The organism is Microcystis sp. M31BS1 (genome assembly GCF_020245285.1).
In the GTDB taxonomy this organism is placed as follows: domain Bacteria; phylum Cyanobacteriota; class Cyanobacteriia; order Cyanobacteriales; family Microcystaceae; genus Microcystis; species Microcystis panniformis.
The window spans coordinates 1-21,177 of record NZ_JADBVE010000087.1 but is presented as its reverse complement, the minus strand read 5'-3'; the positions used below and the strand labels follow the sequence as shown (position 1 = coordinate 21,177).

The 21,177-nt window shown below is 41.6% G+C and carries 18 protein-coding genes and 3 pseudogenes; 5 read left to right on the top strand and 16 right to left on the bottom strand.

Going from position 1 to position 21,177, the window contains the following annotated elements; translation table 11 throughout:
• Nucleotides 1–791 precede the first annotated feature (791 nt).
• Together IM509_RS04870 and IM509_RS04865 are read left to right on the top strand one after the other, a co-directional pair.
• Nucleotides 792–2,237, top strand: a complete 1,446-nt coding sequence (locus tag IM509_RS04870; protein ID WP_052277545.1) for an Ig-like domain-containing domain — start codon at nt 792–794, stop codon at nt 2,235–2,237.
• Nucleotides 2,238–2,362: 125 nt separating this feature from the next.
• Nucleotides 2,363–4,600 (top strand): FUSC family protein, encoded by a 2,238-nt coding sequence (locus IM509_RS04865; protein WP_052277546.1) that lies wholly within the window; start codon nt 2,363–2,365, stop codon nt 4,598–4,600.
• Nucleotides 4,601–4,927: 327 nt separating this feature from the next.
• Here the strand turns inward: IM509_RS04865 and IM509_RS04860 are convergent, their stop codons facing one another.
• The 6 genes from IM509_RS04860 to IM509_RS04835 all read right to left on the bottom strand — a co-directional run bounded on the left by IM509_RS04860 (nt 4,928) and on the right by IM509_RS04835 (nt 10,742).
• The gene (locus IM509_RS04860) at nt 4,928–7,000 is read right to left on the bottom strand and encodes an AAA family ATPase (RefSeq protein WP_185237558.1); all 2,073 of its coding nucleotides are present in this window, start codon (nt 6,998–7,000) and stop codon (nt 4,928–4,930) included.
• A 192-nt stretch (nt 7,001–7,192) separates the two neighbouring features.
• Nucleotides 7,193–7,369, bottom strand: a complete 177-nt coding sequence (locus IM509_RS04855; RefSeq protein WP_002737666.1) for a hypothetical protein — start codon at nt 7,367–7,369, stop codon at nt 7,193–7,195.
• Nucleotides 7,370–7,470: 101 nt separating this feature from the next.
• Complete coding sequence (gene leuD / locus IM509_RS04850; RefSeq protein ID WP_052277548.1) at nt 7,471–8,061, bottom strand: 3-isopropylmalate dehydratase small subunit; 591 nt, start codon at nt 8,059–8,061, stop codon at nt 7,471–7,473.
• 104 nt (nt 8,062–8,165) lie between these two features.
• Nucleotides 8,166–8,726, bottom strand: coding sequence for a bifunctional adenosylcobinamide kinase/adenosylcobinamide-phosphate guanylyltransferase (gene cobU / locus IM509_RS04845; protein ID WP_052277549.1), 561 nt, complete (start codon nt 8,724–8,726; stop codon nt 8,166–8,168).
• A 48-nt stretch (nt 8,727–8,774) separates the two neighbouring features.
• Nucleotides 8,775–9,152, bottom strand: coding sequence for a phosphomannose isomerase type II C-terminal cupin domain (locus IM509_RS04840; protein WP_002790158.1), 378 nt, complete (start codon nt 9,150–9,152; stop codon nt 8,775–8,777).
• 324 nt (nt 9,153–9,476) lie between these two features.
• Nucleotides 9,477–10,742, bottom strand: a complete 1,266-nt coding sequence (locus tag IM509_RS04835; protein WP_052277551.1) for a flotillin family protein — start codon at nt 10,740–10,742, stop codon at nt 9,477–9,479.
• 265 nt (nt 10,743–11,007) lie between these two features.
• On the opposite strand from IM509_RS04835, the pseudogene IM509_RS04830 reads away from it, so the two are divergent.
• Nucleotides 11,008–11,100, top strand: a pseudogene (locus tag IM509_RS04830) (PEP-CTERM sorting domain-containing protein); the annotation flags it as partial.
• A gap of 56 nt (nt 11,101–11,156) precedes the next feature.
• Here the strand turns inward: IM509_RS04830 and IM509_RS04825 are convergent.
• From IM509_RS04825 to IM509_RS04810, 4 genes are all read right to left on the bottom strand, one after another.
• Nucleotides 11,157–11,972 carry a Uma2 family endonuclease gene (locus tag IM509_RS04825; RefSeq protein ID WP_052277552.1) on the bottom strand — a complete coding sequence of 272 codons (816 nt, stop codon included), beginning with the start codon at nt 11,970–11,972 and terminating at the stop codon, nt 11,157–11,159.
• 195 nt (nt 11,973–12,167) lie between these two features.
• On the bottom strand, nt 12,168–12,284 hold the full coding sequence (locus IM509_RS24315) for a toxin-antitoxin system TumE family protein (RefSeq protein WP_249264822.1): 117 nt from the start codon (nt 12,282–12,284) through the stop codon (nt 12,168–12,170).
• 80 nt (nt 12,285–12,364) lie between these two features.
• Nucleotides 12,365–12,634 carry a toxin-antitoxin system TumE family protein gene (locus IM509_RS24310; protein WP_249264819.1) on the bottom strand — a complete coding sequence of 90 codons (270 nt, stop codon included), beginning with the start codon at nt 12,632–12,634 and terminating at the stop codon, nt 12,365–12,367.
• Nucleotides 12,631–12,939, bottom strand: a complete 309-nt coding sequence (locus IM509_RS04810) for a hypothetical protein (RefSeq protein ID WP_052277553.1) — start codon at nt 12,937–12,939, stop codon at nt 12,631–12,633. The genes IM509_RS24310 and IM509_RS04810 overlap by 4 nt, the downstream gene beginning before the upstream one ends.
• A 227-nt stretch (nt 12,940–13,166) precedes the next feature.
• On the opposite strand from IM509_RS04810, the pseudogene IM509_RS04805 reads away from it, so the two are divergent.
• Nucleotides 13,167–14,006, top strand: a pseudogene (locus tag IM509_RS04805) (PEP-CTERM sorting domain-containing protein).
• A 208-nt stretch (nt 14,007–14,214) separates the two neighbouring features.
• Here IM509_RS04805 and IM509_RS04800 read toward each other — a convergent pair.
• Nucleotides 14,215–14,577: a hypothetical protein gene (locus IM509_RS04800; RefSeq protein ID WP_052277554.1), complete on the bottom strand. Its 363-nt coding sequence runs from the start codon at nt 14,575–14,577 to the stop codon at nt 14,215–14,217.
• Nucleotides 14,564–14,909 (bottom strand): annotated as a pseudogene (locus IM509_RS24005) (type II toxin-antitoxin system RelE/ParE family toxin). Before IM509_RS24005 ends, IM509_RS04800 begins: the two are co-directional and overlap by 14 nt.
• A 247-nt stretch (nt 14,910–15,156) precedes the next feature.
• Here IM509_RS24005 and IM509_RS04790 point away from each other — a divergent pair.
• Entirely contained in the window at nt 15,157–16,671 is a 1,515-nt protein-coding gene (locus tag IM509_RS04790; RefSeq protein WP_052277556.1) for a SagB/ThcOx family dehydrogenase, read from the top strand.
• Nucleotides 16,672–16,765: 94 nt separating this feature from the next.
• On the opposite strand, the gene IM509_RS04785 is transcribed toward IM509_RS04790, so the two are convergent.
• The 4 genes from IM509_RS04785 to dndE all read right to left on the bottom strand — a co-directional run bounded on the left by IM509_RS04785 (nt 16,766) and on the right by dndE (nt 20,577).
• Nucleotides 16,766–17,683: a TauD/TfdA family dioxygenase gene (locus IM509_RS04785; RefSeq protein ID WP_185237571.1), complete on the bottom strand. Its 918-nt coding sequence runs from the start codon at nt 17,681–17,683 to the stop codon at nt 16,766–16,768.
• Nucleotides 17,680–18,441 (bottom strand): class I SAM-dependent methyltransferase, encoded by a 762-nt coding sequence (locus IM509_RS04780; RefSeq protein WP_052277558.1) that lies wholly within the window; start codon nt 18,439–18,441, stop codon nt 17,680–17,682. Before IM509_RS04780 ends, IM509_RS04785 begins: the two co-directional genes overlap by 4 nt.
• Before the next feature lie 26 nt (nt 18,442–18,467).
• Nucleotides 18,468–19,979, bottom strand: a complete 1,512-nt coding sequence (locus IM509_RS04775) for a cupin domain-containing protein (RefSeq protein WP_052277559.1) — start codon at nt 19,977–19,979, stop codon at nt 18,468–18,470.
• Between the two features lie 199 nt (nt 19,980–20,178).
• Nucleotides 20,179–20,577: a DNA sulfur modification protein DndE gene (gene dndE, locus IM509_RS04770; RefSeq protein ID WP_052277560.1), complete on the bottom strand. Its 399-nt coding sequence runs from the start codon at nt 20,575–20,577 to the stop codon at nt 20,179–20,181.
• Nucleotides 20,578–21,177 lie beyond the last annotated feature (600 nt).

Here is a 21,177-nt window from a genome sequence, read left to right as displayed (position 1 = left end):
GGAATAAACTTGGGAGAAGATTCTGTTCTCGGTTTTCATCTTGTAGGGATTCTTGCTTTTTCCCTATCTACCCAGATATTTTTCTTTTTGGCAACCCTTGTCTTGTCAGGTTTTGACCCACTTGTGTCCGTCAGTCAGGGTGTAGGGTGTGGGGTGTGGGGTGTAGGGTGTAGGGTGTGGGGAGAATAAATAAAATAATCTCCCGACTCCTGACTCCTATCTCCTGACTACTGACTACTGACTCCTATCTCCCGACTCCCGACTCCTGACTACTGACTACTGACTCCTATCTCCCGACTCCTATCTGCTGACTCCTGACTCCTGACTCCTGACTTCTAACCCAATTTTGGACAAAGATAAGTAAAAATTATTTATTGACCGTAAAAACTTGAGAATATTTAAATTAACATTCCGCAATATTTATAAATTCTTAAGAATTAATTGAGAAATATTTTTATTTAACAACGATGTTATGCTGGTTACAGCGATTTGATAGAATTTCATAATGGGTTGTTTTGTGCTTTTTTGGCCAGCAATGGTTGAAACCCTTGTCAAACCTAGAAGGTGATCCTAATTAAAACGGGTAAATCAGTCAATTTCACCCACAACGATGATCTTTTTTTTATGTAGTTTTGTTGCAAAAAAAAAGTTTTTTTGACAAAAAGCACAAAGTATGATATGCACCAAAGGTGTTTCTGGTTGCGAGTAATTATTGTAGAGGGGGGAGATGGGAGAATAAATAAAAGCAATCTCCTGACGACCGACTACTGATAACTGATAACTGATAACTGATGAAAAGATTAGCTTGGTTCGATCGCTTAGTGTTAGCGACTATTTTGGCTTTAATTGCGGCGATATCGTCGATTTTGATCCAGGGAAATCAAGTCCCGACCCGAGGGGAGAATTTTAGCTGGCAAGGGCGAAAAATCGGCGTTAGGGACAATTATTTTACTTTAAGTTTTAATCGGCCGATTGACCGTTCAGACATAGAAACCAGCTTGGTGATCAATCCTCCCTTACCGGGTAAAATTAGCTGGGCCGGAGATCGCTTGACCTATACTTTGACAGAATTGCCCATCTACGGCAAAAAATATCAAGTAAAGTTACCTATTGCTCAAGGTGAGGACTTTATCGGCGAATTTTACAGCCACGATCGAGCTTTTGCCTATATTGGGGTCAACCAAGAGGAAAGAGGCCGTTTAATCGTCTGTAATATCATTCAGGGGCCAAATAACGTCACAGAACTGAAAAAAACCATCCTTACCCCTGGGGATCTGGTGGTCACGGATTTTCAAATCTATCCGAGGGGGGATAGAATTTTATTCTCGGCCTTCGATCGCTCTGACTTAGGACGAGATACCCCAAAACAGCAACTTTACACAATTACCACGGGTTTAAATCATGACGAAAATAGTCAAAATTTGCCCAGTGGTCGTATAGAAAGGTTTTTAGATGCGAAAACCTATCAAAATCTGCGTTTTAATCTCTCAGATAACGGCAAAACCCTAATCGTGCAGAGAATTAATCATGGGAATCCGGGGGATGCCAGTTTATGGGTAATCAGCGATGATCGACAATCGCGACCGTTAGGAATGCAAGGGGATAATTTTTTACTATCTCCCGACGGTAAAAAAGCGGTTGTCAGTCAAACGGGAGGGGTAGCGGTGATTCCTTTGGATGTACAAGGGGGAAAACCGCAATTTTTGCCCACCTATGACAAAATCCTCGCTTTTTCCCGGGATGGTCGCCAAAAATTAATGGTGAAATCAGAACCGGATAATCAGCGATCGCTATTTCTGCTCAACGATCGGGGAGAGTCAAGACTACTATTAAGAACAGCTAATCCGATTATTAGCTGTGAATTTGAACCGCGACAAGAAAAAACCCTTTACTGTCTGAAAAGCGATCTGGTTATGGGCAGCGATGGCAAGGTGAAAGAAGAACCATTTTTAGCGATTATTGAGCTAAAAACGGGTAAAATGATCCCCCTGCTCGCCTTACCTAATTATCGTGACGTGCAGATGAGTATGTCTCCCGATGGCGTGGCTTTATTATTTGATCAGTTAGCAACCATACCCTTTGGAGTCGGAAATGATTTAGTCACTGGGGAGGGGTCGAGCATTGCCGATGGTCGTCTCTGGTTATTACCGCTTCCTGATCAATTCAGTCCCAATAGCATCCCGAAAATTTTACCTCAAGAACTCAACGCTGGTTTTAAACCCCGTTGGCTGCCCTAATACAGCAGAATTAAGGAGTTAGGAGTCAGGAGACAGGAGAGAAATCTTTCCCTAATCAGGTGACTCGGAGAATGCTGACTCCCGAAAACGAAAACCTCATACCTCACCATTAAGATAAGTGCTATATGCTACTTCAGCGATTTGCTTTTTTATTGCGTCCTAGTGGCGATATCGAGATCGAGCGGGGGATTCGGACTTTATTAGCCATCACAGTGCCGATTATTATTGGTGATATTTTAGATCGGTCAGAAGTGGGGTTAATGGTCGGTTTAGCGGCTCAAACCTTGATTTTAGCTGATGTGGGGGGACTTTACTGCCTGAGAGCGAAAACCCTAGTCGCTACGACTATCGGGATGGCTCTAGCTTTGATTATCGGCACATTAGCCAGTGCTTGGCTAGGATTGACCGTAGTGATAGTTTTTTGTGGGTTGTTTCTAGCGGGTTATTTGACGGTTTACGGGGAAAATGGGGCGTTAGCTGGGGTAGTAATCAGTTTATTGCTGCTTTTGGCCGTTTCTTTGCCATCGGGAGATATGGTCGTCGCTTTACAACGGGCCGGAATCGCTGTTTTGGGAGGGGGATGGACAATTTTTTTGGCCCTGTTTATCTGGCCTTTTCGTCCTAATCAGCCTTTACGTCAGGTAACGGCGGAAAATTTTCAGGGTATCGCCACCTATCTCCGTTCTTTGCCTTTACACTCTCGTTCTAATGCTCATGAGGAGCCATATTTTGACCAAATTCGCCAACTGTTGCTCCGTTCGAGGAAAACTGTCACCTTGACGCGTCGGGGACGTTGGGGAAAGAATGAGCTGCGGGAATTGTTAATCGTCTTGATTGAAGATAGCGATCGCATTAATACCAGCTTAATTGCGCTGCGAGAATTGCTTCATCTTCATCCCTTGCCACAACTGACCACGGTGGGTATTTTATTAGAAGATATTCTCGTGCAAGTGGCGGAAATTAGCGAAGATATTGCTGGGTTAATTTTGGGTAGAAATAAACAACCAGATTGTGAGCGCTTGCAGCTATTACTCAAGGCGATCGAGCAACAAAAAAACCTGCAAGCTAAAGTTTTAGAAAATGCTCAGGACGATTATAGCAGTTATGTGGCAATTTCCCAATTAAATAATCGTTTAAAAAAATTATTTAAACAGCTAAAAATAGCCAGTGAAACAGCGCAACATTTGCGGCAAAGCGAGGAATTTTCAGATAAAAAGAATCCCTGGCAGCGGAACTTTGAAGGGATAGAAAAAGAGTACGGTCAAGAAAAAGCTTGGTGGGAACCATTAAAATCTAATTTTAATCTAGAATCGCCCCTATTTCGTCATGGTTTACGCTTGGGTTTGGGAAGTGCGCTAGGAGTTTTGATTTACAATAAGCTAGGAATTACCCATAGTTTTTGGATTGGTTTAACCTTAGTTATTGTGTTAAAACCAGATTTTAGCTTGACTTTTCAACGCTTTTTTAATCGGGTGTTTGGCACGATTTTAGGCTCGTTTTTTGTTTTGGCACTGTTGCGAATTATAGATAATCCGCTCTGGTTAGAAGTTATTGGGGTTATTTCTATAGCGATCGCTTTAACTTTGGTGCGGTTTCACTATAGTTTAGCCGTATTTTTTATCACAATTTTTGCTTTAATTATCAGTCGTCTCGATACCAGCAATGACGGGATTAATTTAGAGTATATCAGAATAGTTTATACTTTAATCGGTAGTGCTTTAGCTTTTGCACTTTCCTTCGGTTTTTTACGGTTTAATGAAGATGAACGTTTTTCCAGAGCTGCCATTAAAGCATTAGAAGCTAATCAAGTATATTTTCAGTCAGTTATGGCAGTTTATTTAGGAGAATCATCCTATCAAACTGCAATTTTATCTTCCCATCGCAATAAAGCTCGACGAGCAAATACAACTATGCAAACGGCCCTACAAAGATTAATTGATGATCCTAGCACGCCTTTTCCACAAATGGAACCAGCAATAACTTTAAGTAATTATATTCCTCGTTTTGGTCGCGGAGTGACAGTTTTATTGACGGAATTGGAACAATATCGCGGTAGTCCTCCCCATCCTAATCTAAGTCTGTTTACGCAACAAATAACCCAAGCTTTGACGCAATTAACCCAAGCTTTGCAAGCAAATAATCCTCCTTCTCCCTTACCTTCCCTCGAAGATACTTTAGAAAATATCCTCGATCATTTGCAAGAATTGCGAGAGGAAAGGTTAGTGGAAATTGGCCATCAAAAAGAGGGAACTAATCTCCAAAAATATTTAGGGGATTATAATATTGTCACCACGGAACTTGTGGAATTATCCAATCGTGTTGGGGTAATGAACACAGCAATTGATCGTTTTATTAGAAGTTAAAATTTAGTTATTATAACCAGGGTGTATCTGATTTTTGTAAATCTACTGAGTTGGGTATTTTTAAAGGGAAACTGTCTTCTAAAATTGGTCATTACTTCCGATTTTATCACTCAATCCAAGCTTTTGGTGGGTTCTACCTCCCAAACCCCTAGGGTTGATTCAGAGTAGGGTTGATTCATGAATCAACCCTACCCAAACCCTGGAGCGCATTAGTTTTTCGGTGAGATGCTTACACGCGATTGTTCATATTTTTGTACCAATTTAAGAGTCACTGATAATTGCTGGTTGTCTGTATTTGTGCAAAGGTGAGATGCACCGATTTAGCAGTCAGGAGGGAAATCGATTAACTTCGATAATTTCCGTATATTCAAAATTATTAGGACTGCGTTTCACCAGAGAATAATCAACACCATGAAGATTAATTAAGTCCTCTTGACAATCTGCTTTCGGAGAATTATAAACTAACACATATTCTTTACCAATATAGGGAGAAATCTCGGTTTCTACTTCTCCTCTCCATTGAGTTTTTGTCACTAAAACAACTAACTGATTGGCTAATTTAGGAATAGCGATCGCAACTTGCCGACGATAGATATGATCAAGACTACCAAAAGGGGAATCCATCACCAGAGGAAAAGTGCTGCTATCAATTCCCATCAAAGTATTTTTCTGACTCCATTCGCGCACTCGATCGATAATTCCCCCGATAAAAGATAAACTGAGAATCTGATTTTCTCCGGTGGAAGCTGCCACGGGAATCGCGAATCCTGTGGTATTTTCTAATAATCTTACCTCGTAATCGGGACTAATACGGGGAATATAGGGAGTAAAAGAAATTGAGTTAAAGATTTCCTGTACCCGTTTTTCTAAGGACAAACGAAACTGATTTTCTAATCTCTGTCTTACCTCACTAATGCGATTAATTGCCTCTTGAGTCGCTAAAATACGTCGTTGTCCTAAATTATATTTTTGCTCTTTTTGTTGCTGTTTCTGTACCTGTTTTTGCAGGGATTCTAACTCTTTTTCATAGATATCTAGTTGATTTTTATTGCTGCCCTGTTCCAAGCGTAAATCTTTTAGGGAATCCTCGATCGCATCTAAGCGAGATTGCAGATTTTTAATATCTTCATCGGGATAATGGCGAAATTTATCCCGCACTTCATCTAATTCTGATTCTACTAAAGATAATTCTAAGCGCCATTGGTGAATATTAGCTTGATAATTATCCACTTCTTGCCAAAAATCTAAGACTTTTTTATCCATTTCTTTGACTGTGGAAGATAAGCGAATGGCCGCTTCTTCTACATCGGCCATTCCTGCTTTATTCATCCAATCTTGTACCTGTAAATAAGCTTGGCTATTTTCCTGTAATTCCTGACCACAAATACATTTTTTCCGATCTAATAATTGTTGGACAAATTGCTGTTTGATACCACTGGGTAATTCCCCTTGTTGTCGTAGGCGATCGATTAATTGCTGAAAATTTTGATTAATTCCTTTTAAAAAGACTTGATAAGCTTGCTGAGAAATTAATTTCTTTAACTTATCCTTAGTTCTGACTAAATCTTGCCGCAGATTTCTTTCCTGTTGTTCTAATTTTTCTTTTAACTGTTTTAATTCCTCGGCACCACTTAACTCTAGTAAGCGATTAGTCACGGCTTTTTTTAATTCTTCTTGCTGGGATAACTGGCTAATAATATCTTGCTGACGCTGTTTTAATTTCTCGAAATCCTGCTCAATTTTACTTTCCTGTTTTAATAACTTTTTTAAATCCGATTCCCCTAAATCTTTAAGCTCATCTTGTAAAGATTTCTTAGCTTTTTTTAAATGCTCGATCGCTCGATCTAATACTTTAACTCCCAATAATTCTTTTGTATCTTCGGCGATTTTACCTTGACTACTACTGCGGAATTGATGATCAATATATTCCCCATCAAAAAAGAAATAACGGTGTAAACTTTCCGGTAAAATTTGATTAATAATATCCTCCGCTGGTTGATTGGGTGTGTACCAATTGCCATCATCACCAGCGTAGAGCATATATAAACTATTTGAACCGTATTTAATTTTACTATTTACATCTTGATAGGCGAAAAATTTTCGTTTTACCTGATAGCGTTTATTTTCATGTTCAAAGTTTACTTCTGCGGAACATTCTATGGAAGTTCCCGTACTTACTTCCGTAATTGCCCGTTTATTAACTAATAACTCTGGTTCGGCAAAAGCTGCTGTAAATTTTTCATAAAGAACCCAAGTACAAGCATTTAAAATGGTTGTTTTTCCCGCCCCATTATTGCCATAAATTACCGTTGTATTGCGAGAACTTGCCGCTAAATGTATCTCAGGAGTCTTACCATAAAATTGTCGAAAATTACATAACTTTATTGATAGTAGTTTCATATTTATATAAAGGGGATGATGGGGAAGTGGGGGAGTGGGAAGTGGGGAAGTGGGGAAGTGGGGAAGTGGGGGGATGGGGAAGTGGGAAGTGGAGCATTTGGATGAAATTTCCCTAAACCCCTAAATCCCTATCACCCTATCACCCCAAAACCCTATCACCCTATCTCCTGACTCCTGATAGCTAAAAGCTAATTATTGGATTACTTCTTTAATAATCGTTAAAACATCATCATTGATATTGCGAGGATTGCGCTGGTATAACTTATCTCTTTCCAATTTTAAAACTCGATCGATGATTTTTCGCACATCTTCGGGAGCGTTTAAAATCGGTTCTTGGATATTTTGGAGATTATTATCAGGATTAGTCATAGGGCAGATTTTTTAATATTTACAGCCGCGGCATTTCCAACAAAATCCCTGCCAGGGTACGTTAATCTACTACTAACGCACCCTCACCCTAGATTGTTTCTCTAAACGAAACTTAAATAGGGTAACTTTTGTGCGGTAGATTCAATCAGATCGAGATTTTGTAAAAGCTGTCCGCAGGTATCCCAACCCCCTTCTATTAACATCTGTCGGGAACCTTCATTCATAGAGACGGTAGCGACAAAATCCCCCCATTCTACTGTCATGGTTGTCAAGGAAAGATCGACGGGAATTTCGGGATTAGCTGCAATTAAATCCTGTAAATGGGTGATGGTTTTTGCCTCAGCAGTGACACAGGGAACCCCATTAGCGATACAATTGCCAAAAAATATTTCGGCGAAACTTTCCCCGATAATTGCTTGAATTCCCCAACGTAAAATCGCTTGCGGTGCGTGTTCCCGAGAAGAGCCACAACCAAAATTACCATTAACTACCAAAATTTTCGCCCCTTGGTACTGGGGTAGATCGAAAGGATGACTCCCCTGTAAAGCGGCTCGATCATCGGCGAACACTTGTTCTCCTAAACCTTCAAAGGTGATACAACGCAAAAAACGAGCCGGAATAATGCGATCGGTGTCAATATCGTTGCCTCGCAAGGGTAAAGCTCGTCCGGAGATGGTTTTAACTTGACTCATGATCTTTTTCTAACTTTTACTAGCAGTGACAAAAAAAGTGGTTGCATCTTGCCATACTCCCTGATCGGTGGCATTTTTCTCGATTTCTCGGCGATAATCGTTGCTCATCTTCTCTGCTGCCCAATTATCGACAAAGACTGACCCAATTGACTTAAATTAAGAGCATGGCCGCCGGTAACTAGATAAACTGCGTCTGCTATTGTGCCAATTCTACGACAGAGATCGCCTAAACGATCGCGAAACAGACGACCGAGGGGATAAGCGGGAACCACACCCCAACCGGTTTCTTCCGCTACCAGAATAACATCAACCGCCGCATTTTTGAGGGAATACAAGAATCGATCGCTGATTTCTAACCATTCAGCTGCCGACATTTCTAAACAATTGGCTACCCAAGTACCGAGAGAATCGATCAATAAACAGTGAGAAAATGGGCTATTATCAATAGTTTCGCTTAATTGTCGGGGAATTTCTTGGGTTTGCCATTGGGGGGAACGTCGCTGCCGGTGTCTTTCAATGCGATCGCACCATTCTTGATCTTTTTCATCCACCGAGGAGGTGGCGATATAAATAACGGGTTTTTGGCTGATTTTGGCTAAATATTCGGCCCATTCACTTTTTCCAGAACGGGCAGCCCCTGTAACTAGGATAATTTTTTCATCCACGATCGAGATTTTGGCAAATAACTAAAGTATATAGGGGAGAAAACTGTCCTATTCTGCATCATCCAAACGGTGAATATCATCATCTCCTAAATATTCGCCATTTTGTACCTCGATCATCACCAGAGGAATAGAACCGGGGTTTTCCACCCGATGACGGGTATTCATGGGAACGTATGTAGATTCTTTTTGTTTGAGGAGAGTTTCTTTTTCATCACAGATTACCCGCGCTGTGCCGGAGACGACAATCCAGTGTTCACTGCGATGGTAGTGCATTTGGGTACTCATGTGATGGCCGGGTTTAATGACAATGCGATTGATGCGATACCGGGGACCTTCCTCCAATACCGTCACTGTTCCCCAGGGGGGAGTCCGCGTCATTTCTATGTCTTGGGGATAAGGGGAGGGATCATTAATTAAGTCATCCATGGTGGTGGTCTCCAAACTTGATTAACATTCTAGTGGACAATAATCAGTAATCAGTTATCAGTGAACAGTAATCAGTGAACAGTGAACAGTAATCAGTTATCAGTGAACAGTAATCAGTTATCAGTGAACAGTGAACAGTAATCAGTGATCAGTGAACAGTAATCAGTTATCAGTGAACAGTAATCAGTTATCAGTGAACAGTGAACAGTAATCAGTGAACAGTAATCAGTGAACAGTAAAAAGACAGCAGTAAACTGCCATTTGATGATGATCACTTAATACACACTGCTCACTTAAAACTTAAAACTCAAAACTGATAACTGATCACTGATCACTGATCACTGAACTCTTGACAGATGGCTCGGTTTGTGCTAGGCGATTAGCCATTTGTACCAGATCGACTCCAGTAGCTTGACGCAATTGTTCAGCAAAGGCAGTCATTTTGGGGACAAGATTACTATCACCACCGTCCACTACCGTCACCGTTTGTACCTGCAATTCTGGTACACTGGCGGCCATTAATTTCAGCAATAACTCCAATTTTTGGTATAAAAAGATGTTTTTAGCGTTATTTCCCGCTCCTTGCCAAGAGGCCGCTAATTTTTTGGTTCCTTCCGCTTGCGCTTTCCCCTGTTCGATAATTTTGGCTGCTTCCCCCCGGGCTTTTGCGATCGCTTGTTGACATTCCGCTGCCGCCGGGGCGATCACATCTGCTTGTAATTGCTGTTTCACCTGCTTAATTCGGGCAGTTTGTACCGCCACTTCTGCCTGTACTTTAGCTAAATCGGACATAACCACCGATTCTACCTCGGCAATCATGGCGCCGCGCTTAGTTTGAGTGTCGCGCACCCGTTTTTCTGCGTCAGCTTTGGCTATTTCTAAATCTTTTTGGATACGACGCAAAGCGGTTAGGCGTAGATTCTCGGAATCCTTGATAATCGATGTTTTTCGGGCTTTTGCTTCTGCTATCCGGGCATCTCTCTGTAATTCGGCTTTTTGCTTCCGTCCGATCGAATCCAGATAACGCACCTCATCGGAAATATTCTGGATCTGCAAACTATCCAAAACTAAACCCAATTTTTCCAGATCCTGTTCCGCTTCTTCTAGGAGACTTTTAGCGAAAGCAATCTGATCGGAGTTCGCTTGTTCTGGGGTTAAATTCGCCAAGACACCGCGCAAATTGCCCTCTAGGGTTTCTTTAGCCAATTGTTCAATTTCCTTGCGTTTCTTGCCCAATAAACGCTCGATCGCATTATGAATAATCGGTTCTTCCCCGGCAATTTTAATATTCGCCACCCCAGTGACGATCAACGGCACACCGCCCTTAGAATAGGCATTAACCACCCTGAGATCGATGATCATGTTGGTCAGGTCCATTCGATACACTTGTTCTAGCATAGGTAAACGAATACTGCTGCCCCCTTTTACCAAACGATAACCGATGGTTTTGCCCGTGGCCGTGGGACGACGACTGCCGGCAAAAATTAAGACTTCACTCGGTTGACAGATGTGGTAATAGTTACGGATGACTAATAAACCCGCACCTGTCCCTAAACCGAAAACTCCCAGTAAAACAGCGATAATTTCCATAGATTTTATTACGGTCGATGCTCGGATCAAATTAACTAAATTGTATCCGTCAATTTCCAACTTTGACAGACCAGTAGTCTAGTAGGGTGTAGGTACATCGAAAATTAAAATAAGCAATGATAGAGTAAAATCCCCTAGTTTTATCTTGACTTCAATCAAATTGCTTCTAAAATCTACACATAACTTTATTCGTAGAGCAAATTATTCGATGTATGAATAATCTCAAAAAATCTCTCGGCATTTGTTCACCGTCGCTTCTTCTGCTGTGGGTGTCCCCGAACCCACGGGTGTTCTTGGTTATATCACACTGGGCGGTTTAATGCTACTAGGGGGTGCTGTCCGCAAAGCGAGAAAATAATGTCCCAGAGAGAGGAGGCGCGGGTTTCCTCTCTCTTTTTTGGGGGGGTTTTAGCTTCAGGTTTCAGGATCTATCCCTAATTCCCGCAATCGTGCCGCTAGTTGTTCTGCTCGTTGTTTAGCCGCAGAAGCCTCTTGTTTAGCCGCAGAAGCCTCTTGTTTAGCCGCAGAAGCCTCTTGTTTAGCCGCAATTAACTCCTCATCGGCAAGGGGAATCAACTCTCCCTCCAGCGTCAACCAGCGTAACCATAGCCGCTCAATTCCCCGATAGGAACCTTGCCACAAACCTAAGCTCAATTCTAGTGGAGGAATCGGTAAGCGTCCCTCCACTAAAGTCACGGGTTGGTAATGACCATCTACCAGTTCAAACGCTTGAAGTTGGTTAGTATAGCGGCTAAAAACTACATAGTAGGGAACCTGCAAAATCTGTTCATAAACTGTCCACTTAGTTGGCGGTTCTTCTGGTTGGCGTAGTTCTTCTCCTAAATCTTGATTTTCCGTACCTGGAGACAATAATTCCACCACAATCGCAGGGGAAACCCCTTCCTGCCAAATCACATAACTTAAGCGCAGGTCATGGCCATCGTAGAGGCGAGGAACACCAACCACCCCAAACCAATCGGGACGCTTGTACCATTGGGGGTGTCTGACATTGTAGTAAAGGTTGAGGTCAGCGGCACTAAAAACTAGGTCTGGTTCCCAGTTGGGAGGCTGGAAAGTCAGCAGTAATAACTGAGGTTGTAATAGGTGAAATTCGTCAGGCAAACCGGGTTCCAGTGGATTGTCACTAGGTAAATCGTACATCGTCGGCAAGGATTGCCGGGAGGAAAGGGGAGGGTCAGATTGGGGAATGGTGAAGCTAGGTGTAGTCATTTCAGTTATCAGTTATCAGTTATCAGTTACCACTCAGACCTCTCAAACATTGTAACTGTGATTACTGTAGAAACCCAACACCCAATCGCCAAATCTGTCTGAATCGGTGATCGCTATTTTGACTCTCTCGTTACTCTTTGTTGGGTTTCCTTGCGTCAACCCAACCTACAATAAACTGCTAATTCTAACGGAAAATTACGGTTTTATATTTCGTTGTTTTTCTGCAATTTCTAAAAGCACTTCCTCAAGACTTGGCTCAAGGCTTTCTTTGATGTCATCAACCTCGTGTTTATGATGGGGGAAAGTGGCAATCTCAACATGATGGGGTGCATTAAGCTTAGACGCATTTAAGTTTCCTACTCGTATCCCTATCTACAAGGCGTTCCAGGATATTAAAGTGCAATGTAAGTGCGTCTAAGCTTATCATAACGGAAGATCATAGTTTGAGATTCGTTCATGTAATGATAGCGATATTTGATCTTTGGTTTTGTGTCAGTATTTTTTACTTCAATAAAGTCTAAGCGATGATTATTCTCAAAAATAATTGAACCATTAATATAACCTTGACTTGCGTTATAAATTTTCTTGGTCAGTGATAAATATCTCACATTTGGAAATTCTCGAATGGTTTGTTCGATTTGCAAGAAATAGGCCTCAATCATTTTAATTCTTGGAGATTAGCCTCGTTTTGAAGAAGCATTTCATATAGTCCAGACCAAACTATAAAATCCGATTCATCTCCTAAAATACCGCAAGAAAATTGCTGATAAAATTCTGCGGATGTCATTTGATATTGTTTTTCCAGAGCTGCTAAATCTAATTTTAGATTCAAATTGCTTTTTTGTAATTCGGCAATCTGATAATCAATAATGCTTTGGGCAAATTTTTCTTGATCTTTGATAGAGTTTAAAATCTTTTTAAGGCGTTTTTCCGTTTCAGGCTGAACAGATAGATGAAAATCTAACATAAACTGTCTCATTACCACAAATCAAGCGGGATTTCATTCTAGCAAGCGTCAGCCCTGGGGGAGAGGAATGTAAATATTTATTAAATTGTAGCTTTTAATACAATGTGGGGGGGGAAGTGTGTATCCTCTTGACTGTTAGGTTCGCTGGTCATTGTTTTGGGTTGCCCTATCCCTTAACCCAAATCTAAATGTCAGGCACTCAAATCATCTACCATTAACCCTTTTTGATGAAATTACAACTCGGAATTGTCTCTGGAGTTGCCCTGGCGACTCTGGTAACGGCTAGTGCAGCACAAGCTGCTTTGGTGGTCGTCCCCCCATCTCTGGCTCCCGGCGCTCAGTATCGTTTGGTGTTTTTGACTGACAGCACACGGAATGCAACAAGCACCGACATCAACGACTACAATACCTTTGTTACTAATGATGTAACACCAACATCAGCTCTCGCAATTGCTCTGAATGCTGCTGGACTGACGACCACTTGGAAGGCGATCGGTTCGACCGCGTCAGTTGATGCCCGTGATAATACGGGTACTAATCCATCTACGGGTACGGGTGTTCCCATCTACGCCATTGATGGCAACCTGATCGCCAACAATAATGCAGATCTGTGGGATGGTCAGATCAACTTACCAATCTATACAACACCTAATGATTTATCGAGCATTAGTGATGTTTGGACTGGCTCCCTATCCGATGGTTCAGGGGCAGTAAGTACCTAGGCAAAATTATTTACACATGACGATCATTGCCCCGTAAGGGTTTTAGCTCGATCGGGCAGGTAATTAATTTTGCATGACTACTTATTGCAGTCTTCCCCCTTGGGTGGGGTTTCCCCGTTCTACCCTAATAGTAATTATGGAAATAGTGGTGCTACTTATGGCAATTGGATAAATGCTGGGGATGGGGATTATTCTCAAGTGTTCCGAATGTATGGTCTCTCCAGCATCTTGACTGTACCGACCCCGCCCGCGCCCGTTTCGGTCCCCGAACCCACGAGCCTTCTTGGTTATATCACACTGGGCGGTTTAATGCTAGGAGGTGCTGTCCGCAAAGCGAGGAAATAATGCCTACAAGGGAGAGGAGACGCGGGTTTCCTCTCTCTTTTTTAGGGGTTTTTGATACCTGGCACGAAGTAGTCGTCCCTGATGACAGAGGTGGTGCGTTACGGCGAATTTTAATTTTGTTTTTTTGACCAAATTGATAGCCGCAAACACGCACCCTACGCTCTAGCAACTTGGGTTAAGTATTAAATTGCTCAATCCAACCTACAAACTACCCTGTAATCTTGATTGAACTAACAGCGTCATTTTCATGATTTATTTCTGGCATTTTTGGAGCGATCATTATCGTTAATTTCAATCCTAAAGCTTGAAGCCAGGAGGTTAGTTGATTCATGGCTTCAGGTGCAGGTTTTTGCATTAGTTCTTCCAATTGCTGCGCCTGAATTTTGATTTGTTCTGGTGTTAGATTTTGAGGGCCAAGGACTTCTAGGACGTGATTGAACGCGAGTCTGAGTAATTCTGATTCAAATTCATATTCATCTCCCTCGAGATGAGTTTCCAGATAAACTGCTGCATAATGGGAATCTTTAAGAGATTCGATCAGGGAATCATGATAACTATCACTGACTGGCATTTTCTCGGCTCCTATAGTCTTGCCAATATTTTTGGGCTATTTCAATGTCTTTAGCTTGCGTTTTTTTATCTCCTCCACACAGGAGTAAGATAATCGTTGTTCCGATTTGTCCAAAGTAAACGCGATAACCAGAACCATAGTCTATTCGTAGTTCATAAACTCCTGCTCAAAGCTGATTTATAATCCCCTAAGTTACCTAAATTAACCCGGTTTAGGCGTTGAGCAATTTTAGTTTTAGCCTTAATATCCCGCAAAGAATCGAGCCATTGGGCCAAGGGAACTTTGCCGTCACTGGTAACATAACGTCGAATTTCTCTGGGTTGAGCCGCTATGGGATAATTATAGCAGTTATACTATTTTTCTAAAGTAATGGCAGATATGGTTAATTACCCTCACCCCCAACCCCCCACCCCCCTTATCAAGGGTAGGGTTGATTCATGAATCAACCCTACCCGACATCGTAGAGCAGGGGGGTGGGAGAGGGGAGTATTTAGAAAACGGGTTTCTTTCAGAAACCCGTTTTCTAGGGGTGGGAGTATGTCAAACTAAAAAGTAAAGCTTAGACAGCCCATCTTTATCATGCCAGATCAGCCAATCTCGATCGCCCAATACTACCACGAGCGGACCAAATACGACCCCCAGACGATCGCCTCAAAAAGTAAAGGTCTTGATTGGAGTCAACAACCCTATCCCTTCAAAGAATACAAAATCGGTCAGACTTTCGATCTCAAACCCTACCTCTCCCGTCAAGCAGTTCCCCAAAAAGGAGACTTTTGGCGACGTATATCGCGAATTTTGGGCTGTAGCTATGGTTTAACTGCCAAAATCGCCACTATGGGTAGTCCCTTGTACCTGCGTTCCGCACCCTCTGCTGGTGGATTATACCCCGCCGAGGTTTATCTGATCTCCCGTGGTACGGAATTTTTACCCGCCGGTCTCTACAGTTATCAAGGTCAAAGTCACTCGCTGCTTTTATTCTGGGAAAGTGATGTCTGGACGAACCTGCAATCTGCTTGTTTCTGGAATCCTGTTTTAGAAAATACCGATATCGCTTTAGTTACCAGTGCCATTTTTTATCGATCCGCTTGGCGCTACGAAGATCGAGCTTATCGGCGTATTTTCCTAGATACAGGGCATTTATTGGGCAATATTGAGCTATCAGCCTCGATTAATGACTATCGCGCTCATTTAATCGGTGGTTTTAACGATAGTCAGATGAATGAATTGCTTTATCTTGATTCCGAGAAAGAAAGTGTCATGACGGTGATTCCTTTGGCAGATCTGCTCAATATCCGACAAAATCTCCCCCCTAGTACCACGGCACTCCCTTCGGCAACCACGACTCTTTATCCCAAAATTGCCGAGGGGGAATTATTAAACTCTCTACACCGAGCGACTATCATAGCCACAGATGAGAAGATAGAAGCAAATATTACCCCCTCTAATTGGGAAGATAAATATAATTTTCCTTTTTGTCTAAAAGTTTCCGTGACATCCCGTCCCGTCAATTGGGGGGAAGATTTAATCGATCTGGAAAGTACGATGCTTAAACGCAGATCTACCCGCGCTTATAGTGGTGCTAGTCTCAGTTTAGACGAATTGCGAGCGCTGCTGCATTTTACCTATCAACCCCAAGATTATGCCGACCAAAATCTCGATCCCAATCCCGATTATTTTGATCTAGACTTATTGGAAACTTTTATCGCTGTTTCGGCAGTAACTGGATTAGAGGAAGGCTGTTATTATTATGCTCCTAAAGCTCAAGAATTGCGGCAAATTCGCTTTAAAAATTTCCGGCAAGAGTTACATTATCTCTGTTTAGGTCAGGATTTGGGACGGGATGCGGCTGCTGTGGTTTTTCATACGGCGGATCTGTCAAAAGCAGTGGCTAAATACGGCGATCGAGTCTATCGTTATCTTCATGCAGATGCGGGTCATTTGGGACAGAGATTAAATTTAGCAGCTATTCATCTGGGGTTAGGGGTTAGTGGTATCGGTGGTTTTTTTGATGATCAAGTTAATGAAGTGTTAGGAATTCCCTCCGATGAAGCGGTTATCTATATCACTACTTTAGGCCGACCAAAAGTTTTTTAAGGTGAGTTTGAACCACTGAAGGGGTGACAAGGAGGTTGAGGTCATAGTAATCTGTACCTTGACAGATGCACTTTCTCGCTGGGACGTATTTTGTTTAAAGGTTAATCCAACTACGCACCATTTGTCGAGGTTTTCCTGAATTTTTAAAAGCGGTTCTATTGTGGCATAAAAAGCGATTATTAACGTAAAATACATCACCTTTTTTCATTTTGAAGCGGACTGTATTTTCCGGTTCTGAAAAAAAGTTGTCGATTATGTCAAGTGTTTTTGTGATAGCTTCCGGTTGCGCTATTTCTAGTTTGGAGTAAGCAACTTCAATCCAGTACCGCATATAACGAAAAACCAGACCCCGAGAATCTGTTGAGAATAAGGGGAAATTATTCTTTTGAATAGCTTCTTGAGAATTAATCTCTCCCGGTGTAATCACATCCCTCGCCAAAGGTTCGTAGAGACAGGAAACTAGGTCTGTATGGTTTTGCCAGAAATATTGATACAAATTGGCGGCGTTTACTACTAGGGAATCTCCTCCCTCATCCGCAGCAGCAAGACAGAGTAAGCCAACAATATCAGGGAAGTAGTTTTTGTCTGTACTATCGGTATGATAGCCAGTTTCTGCATTCGTCATCGAAACGGGTATAGCTTCTTTAGTGTAATCCATTCCTCGATCGATTACATCAAAAAAATCGCCATAGCGGTGGTTTAGCAGTCCAAAAATGCGAGAAATAAAAGCATAAATTAACCGCATTTCTGTTTCTGTTAATGCTGAATCTAATCGAAAAATAATTATTCCTGGTTCCTGGAGCAATTTCTCACGAAACGGTAGGAAAAAATCAAGATTTTTATTGACTGTTTCCCGTCCTATTTCGTTGGGTTTGTCAAGCCATCTCTGATTGCTTCTTTTTAGTAAATCCAAGACTAATGATTTGGGTAAATGAAAAAATAGTTGAGAAGGATCGGGCAATTTTTTCCAAATCAGTAATGAAATATTAGGATCGGAAATTGGTATAATCATTTTTGAATCTTGAAGGCAACGTGAAGGGGAAGGTCAATAAGCGGAGTAAAAAATTCTGGGTCTAGTTCTAAATGTTTCTGATTAATTTTTAGTTCATAAACTTCTGGCATTTTTGTGAAGGCTGCTAAACGAAGAGATGTGAAGTAATCTTCCATAGTTTTATGAACACATTGCACGGCGACGGCTTTTCTATCTCTGCGCCAAATCTCACCGGGGAATAATTGATTGCGTCCGGAAAAATAGCCAGCTTTCGGTTTAAAATAAAAGGGAAACTTATCTTTTTTCAGAAAAGGTAAAGAGGGATGGGGGACGGCGAACAGGAAATAGCCACCGAATTTCAAAAGTTGGTAGGCTTTCTGCAGCGTGCTAATAGTTTCTGAAACATTTAAGTAGTTGAACAGAAACATAGCCAGAACTAAATCGTATTGTTCGGACTCAGTGACCGCAAAATCACGAATATCACCAGCTTCATAGGAAGCATTAGTAATCTGATGCTCGTTTTTTTGAATCAAGGCCTGCTCGATCATTTGCGATGAAATATCAATCCCATGAACAGATTGAGCGCCTCGGTTAATTAACTCTCTTCCTACATAACCTTCCCCACAGCCTAGATCTAATATATTCTTGTTGACAATCGGTTCACATAAATCAATGACAAAGGGACGTGCGGAGTAATCAGAAAGCAAAATCGGTTCTACTCGTTTCCAGTCTCCTGCGCTTTCGTCGTAAAGTTTTTTGGTTTCTTGTGTTGCTTTCATACCTATCTAACGGGATAAAATTTGCACTAATTTTGTTTTAGTCTAGCACTGTGTAAGTAATTACCCATAAAACTTTTGCCAGTTAATCCGAAATCAGCTATCGCCAGAAAAATTAGCTCTTCTTCTCCTAAGTTCACAGATTGATGCACACACCAACGGGGAATAACAGCAAAAGTACCCGGTTCGACTTCGTTTTCGTATTGATCAACAATAACTTTTCCTTGACCCTGAAGAAATACAAATACGGTTTCATGTGCGTGTTTGTGCATTTCATTCGCCTTTCCTGGCTTGACTATAACTGGGCGTGCATCTAAAACTTCTAGAGCAAATGGCAGGCGAAATACGTTAAAATCAATATTGAGTTTATCGACCTTATTGTTGTATAAAGCTTCTAAGTTGCTGGCGCTGATTGTTGAAATAAGCTCTTTACCTTCTTGGACATAAGTTAAGCTTTTTTGTTCATTAATTTTTTCGGTCAATGCTCCCAGTCGCAGCGTTTGAAAATCATGGTAAAGTTGTGATGCAAGCCTTAATATTGTTGGAGAGCATTGGCATTCACCAGATGGATTTTCAAGCCAATTTAACAAGTTCAGAACTTCTTCCTTGTGCTTTTCCGTTTGCATCCCGTATAGCAAAAGTGAACTCAATCCGGGTAGTAGTTTTTCCACTGGAACAGTAGATAAGTCTTCCGTCAATCCAATACGCACATCATTGATTTGATGCAATAAAAGTTCCTGTTCCTGATTAGACAGCTTTTTGCCTTTAATCATTTTAGTGAAAAGCGTAACAATCTTGAGTTGGTCTGATGATGTCAAAGATTTATCTAGCGCCAACGCACGTTCATACATATTGTCCCAGTAAGCAGCACGTAGATTTAAGGCTTTTAACATTCCTTTCCGTAATTCCAGAACAGCCTGTTCGCTTTCGCTGGCTAATTCCTTAGCAATCTCAACTAAAGTCAAGCTGTGTTCATCCTCCACTTCTGTATGTAAAGGAAAAAATACATATTGCTCCAAGGATAATGATGTATGGTTTTTAATCGCTTCGATAATGTGTTTGTAGATAAATTTAACCACAGATTCAGTCCCTAAACCTATGGCTCCAATAGCTTCGAGTGAACTTCCATTCTGGAGCAGCGATAGGAATGATTCACGCCAGATTTCCACTTCAACACAAGGCGTTTGCGTGCTATCTACTCCCATCGCTTCTTGAAAACGCTTGAATAACTGTGGGTGAGGAATTTCCTGTACCCACTCGTCCTTAATACCTAATTTACGGATTGCTTCGAGATCTTCATCGTGTAGATGTCCGTTTTCTTCAGCTAAGTTCTTCAGCAGGTGATTTCGATGAGTGGGATTTTCTAGCTTTGATATTACTGCTGTTAAATAACGGGAAAACCAGTCACTATAAGCTCCGTATTGACTGGCAAAGTCTGTCAGAACTTCATCAATATGTTGAAATTCTCCTTTTTCTAAAGCCAGTAAATACGGATGATTAATCGCTCGATGGCTTAGTGCTTCCTCGATTAAATTTTCCATTTTTTCTCATCCCCCGATAGCCGCCCTCTTTTAAATATAGCGCTTTTCACGTTACTGAGGTATCGACAAGTTTTGCCAACAAGGGGCTTAAGCCCCTTGCCCATGCCTCATCCTGAGGAAAACTGCTATACCATCACAAAATTGGCCAATTGTCAATAGCGTTTGAGATGCGCTCCCCCTGAAAACAGATCATTCTTGATTAAGATTCTCTGAGACTTTCTCTCTCTAATTCGATTAAATTATCGATTTTCTTTAGCTTGGCATCCCCGGCAAGATAACCGATCCCGCGATGTAAATGTAAGCGAAATTGTTGAGTTAGAGTTTCTTTATCGGTTCCTAATCCGTCTTGATGACAACGTTGTTTGAGGGCAATTAAGAAAATATCGGCCATTTCTCCCCCGAATACTTTCCAAGATAATTCTACATTGCTATCGGCAGGAATGGGAACGGGAGAGGGGAGACTCGGTTCAGCAAGGGAACGACAAAAAGCCCAACGACAGAGGATATTCCATTGGTCAATTTTGGTGTAGCGTTTTAATTTTATTAGGCTATCTTTGGCGGTTTGAGATAGTCGAAAACGTTCGATCGGTGATTCCATAATCTATAATTTTACCTCGCTCTGACCGATGAGAAAATAGTTAGTCATTCTCAATCCTGTTTAATAGGATAGTGGAAAGTGGGGAGCTTTTTTTCAGTGTTCAGTAAACAGTAATCAGTGAACTGATAACTCGCATCTGATAAATGATAACTGATGAGTCCATCTCACATTTGCAGAAATACCGGCAATCGGCAATTATCAGTGACTCTTAAATTATTACAGATATATCAGCGGCTGTCTGTAAGCATCCCACCGAAAAACTAATGCGCTCCGGGGTTTGGGGGCGGCGCCACGACCCCAACGGGAGGTTTGGGGGGTAGAACCCCCCAAAGGCTTGGATTGAGCGATAAAATCGGAAGTGATGACCAATTTTAGAAGATAGTTTCCCTTTAAAAATACCAACTCAGTAGATTTACAAAAATGAGATGCACCCAATTTTACCCCCGATCACTCGATAACGGCTCTTCGGTTTGTGTTATGCAATGGACGGGGGTTATAAGGGATGGAACCCTTATAGAGAAAGGCATTTAGCGATTTTTGTCAATTGTTTTTATCTAGAGCGAACTAATCAATTAAGTCTCTTGCCAGATAAGGATTTAG

Excerpts from the sequence above, each read along its gene's own strand:
- IM509_RS04870 (WP_052277545.1), top strand. The coding sequence starts at position 792 with ATGAAAAGATTAGCTTGGTTCGATCGCTTAGTGTTAGCGACTATTTTG.
- IM509_RS04865 (WP_052277546.1), top strand. The coding sequence starts at position 2,363 with ATGCTACTTCAGCGATTTGCTTTTTTATTGCGTCCTAGTGGCGATATC.
- IM509_RS04860 (WP_185237558.1), bottom strand. The coding sequence starts at position 7,000 with ATGAAACTACTATCAATAAAGTTATGTAATTTTCGACAATTTTATGGT.
- IM509_RS04855 (WP_002737666.1), bottom strand. The coding sequence starts at position 7,369 with ATGACTAATCCTGATAATAATCTCCAAAATATCCAAGAACCGATTTTA.
- leuD (WP_052277548.1), bottom strand. The coding sequence starts at position 8,061 with ATGAGTCAAGTTAAAACCATCTCCGGACGAGCTTTACCCTTGCGAGGC.
- IM509_RS04840 (WP_002790158.1), bottom strand. The coding sequence starts at position 9,152 with ATGGATGACTTAATTAATGATCCCTCCCCTTATCCCCAAGACATAGAA.
- IM509_RS04835 (WP_052277551.1), bottom strand. The coding sequence starts at position 10,742 with ATGGAAATTATCGCTGTTTTACTGGGAGTTTTCGGTTTAGGGACAGGT.
- IM509_RS04825 (WP_052277552.1), bottom strand. The coding sequence starts at position 11,972 with ATGACTACACCTAGCTTCACCATTCCCCAATCTGACCCTCCCCTTTCC.
- IM509_RS24310 (WP_249264819.1), bottom strand. The coding sequence starts at position 12,634 with ATGATTGAGGCCTATTTCTTGCAAATCGAACAAACCATTCGAGAATTT.
- IM509_RS04810 (WP_052277553.1), bottom strand. The coding sequence starts at position 12,939 with ATGTTAGATTTTCATCTATCTGTTCAGCCTGAAACGGAAAAACGCCTT.
- IM509_RS04800 (WP_052277554.1), bottom strand. The coding sequence starts at position 14,577 with ATGCCAGTCAGTGATAGTTATCATGATTCCCTGATCGAATCTCTTAAA.
- IM509_RS04790 (WP_052277556.1), top strand. The coding sequence starts at position 15,157 with ATGCCAGATCAGCCAATCTCGATCGCCCAATACTACCACGAGCGGACC.
- IM509_RS04785 (WP_185237571.1), bottom strand. The coding sequence starts at position 17,683 with ATGATTATACCAATTTCCGATCCTAATATTTCATTACTGATTTGGAAA.
- IM509_RS04780 (WP_052277558.1), bottom strand. The coding sequence starts at position 18,441 with ATGAAAGCAACACAAGAAACCAAAAAACTTTACGACGAAAGCGCAGGA.
- IM509_RS04775 (WP_052277559.1), bottom strand. The coding sequence starts at position 19,979 with ATGGAAAATTTAATCGAGGAAGCACTAAGCCATCGAGCGATTAATCAT.
- dndE (WP_052277560.1), bottom strand. The coding sequence starts at position 20,577 with ATGGAATCACCGATCGAACGTTTTCGACTATCTCAAACCGCCAAAGAT.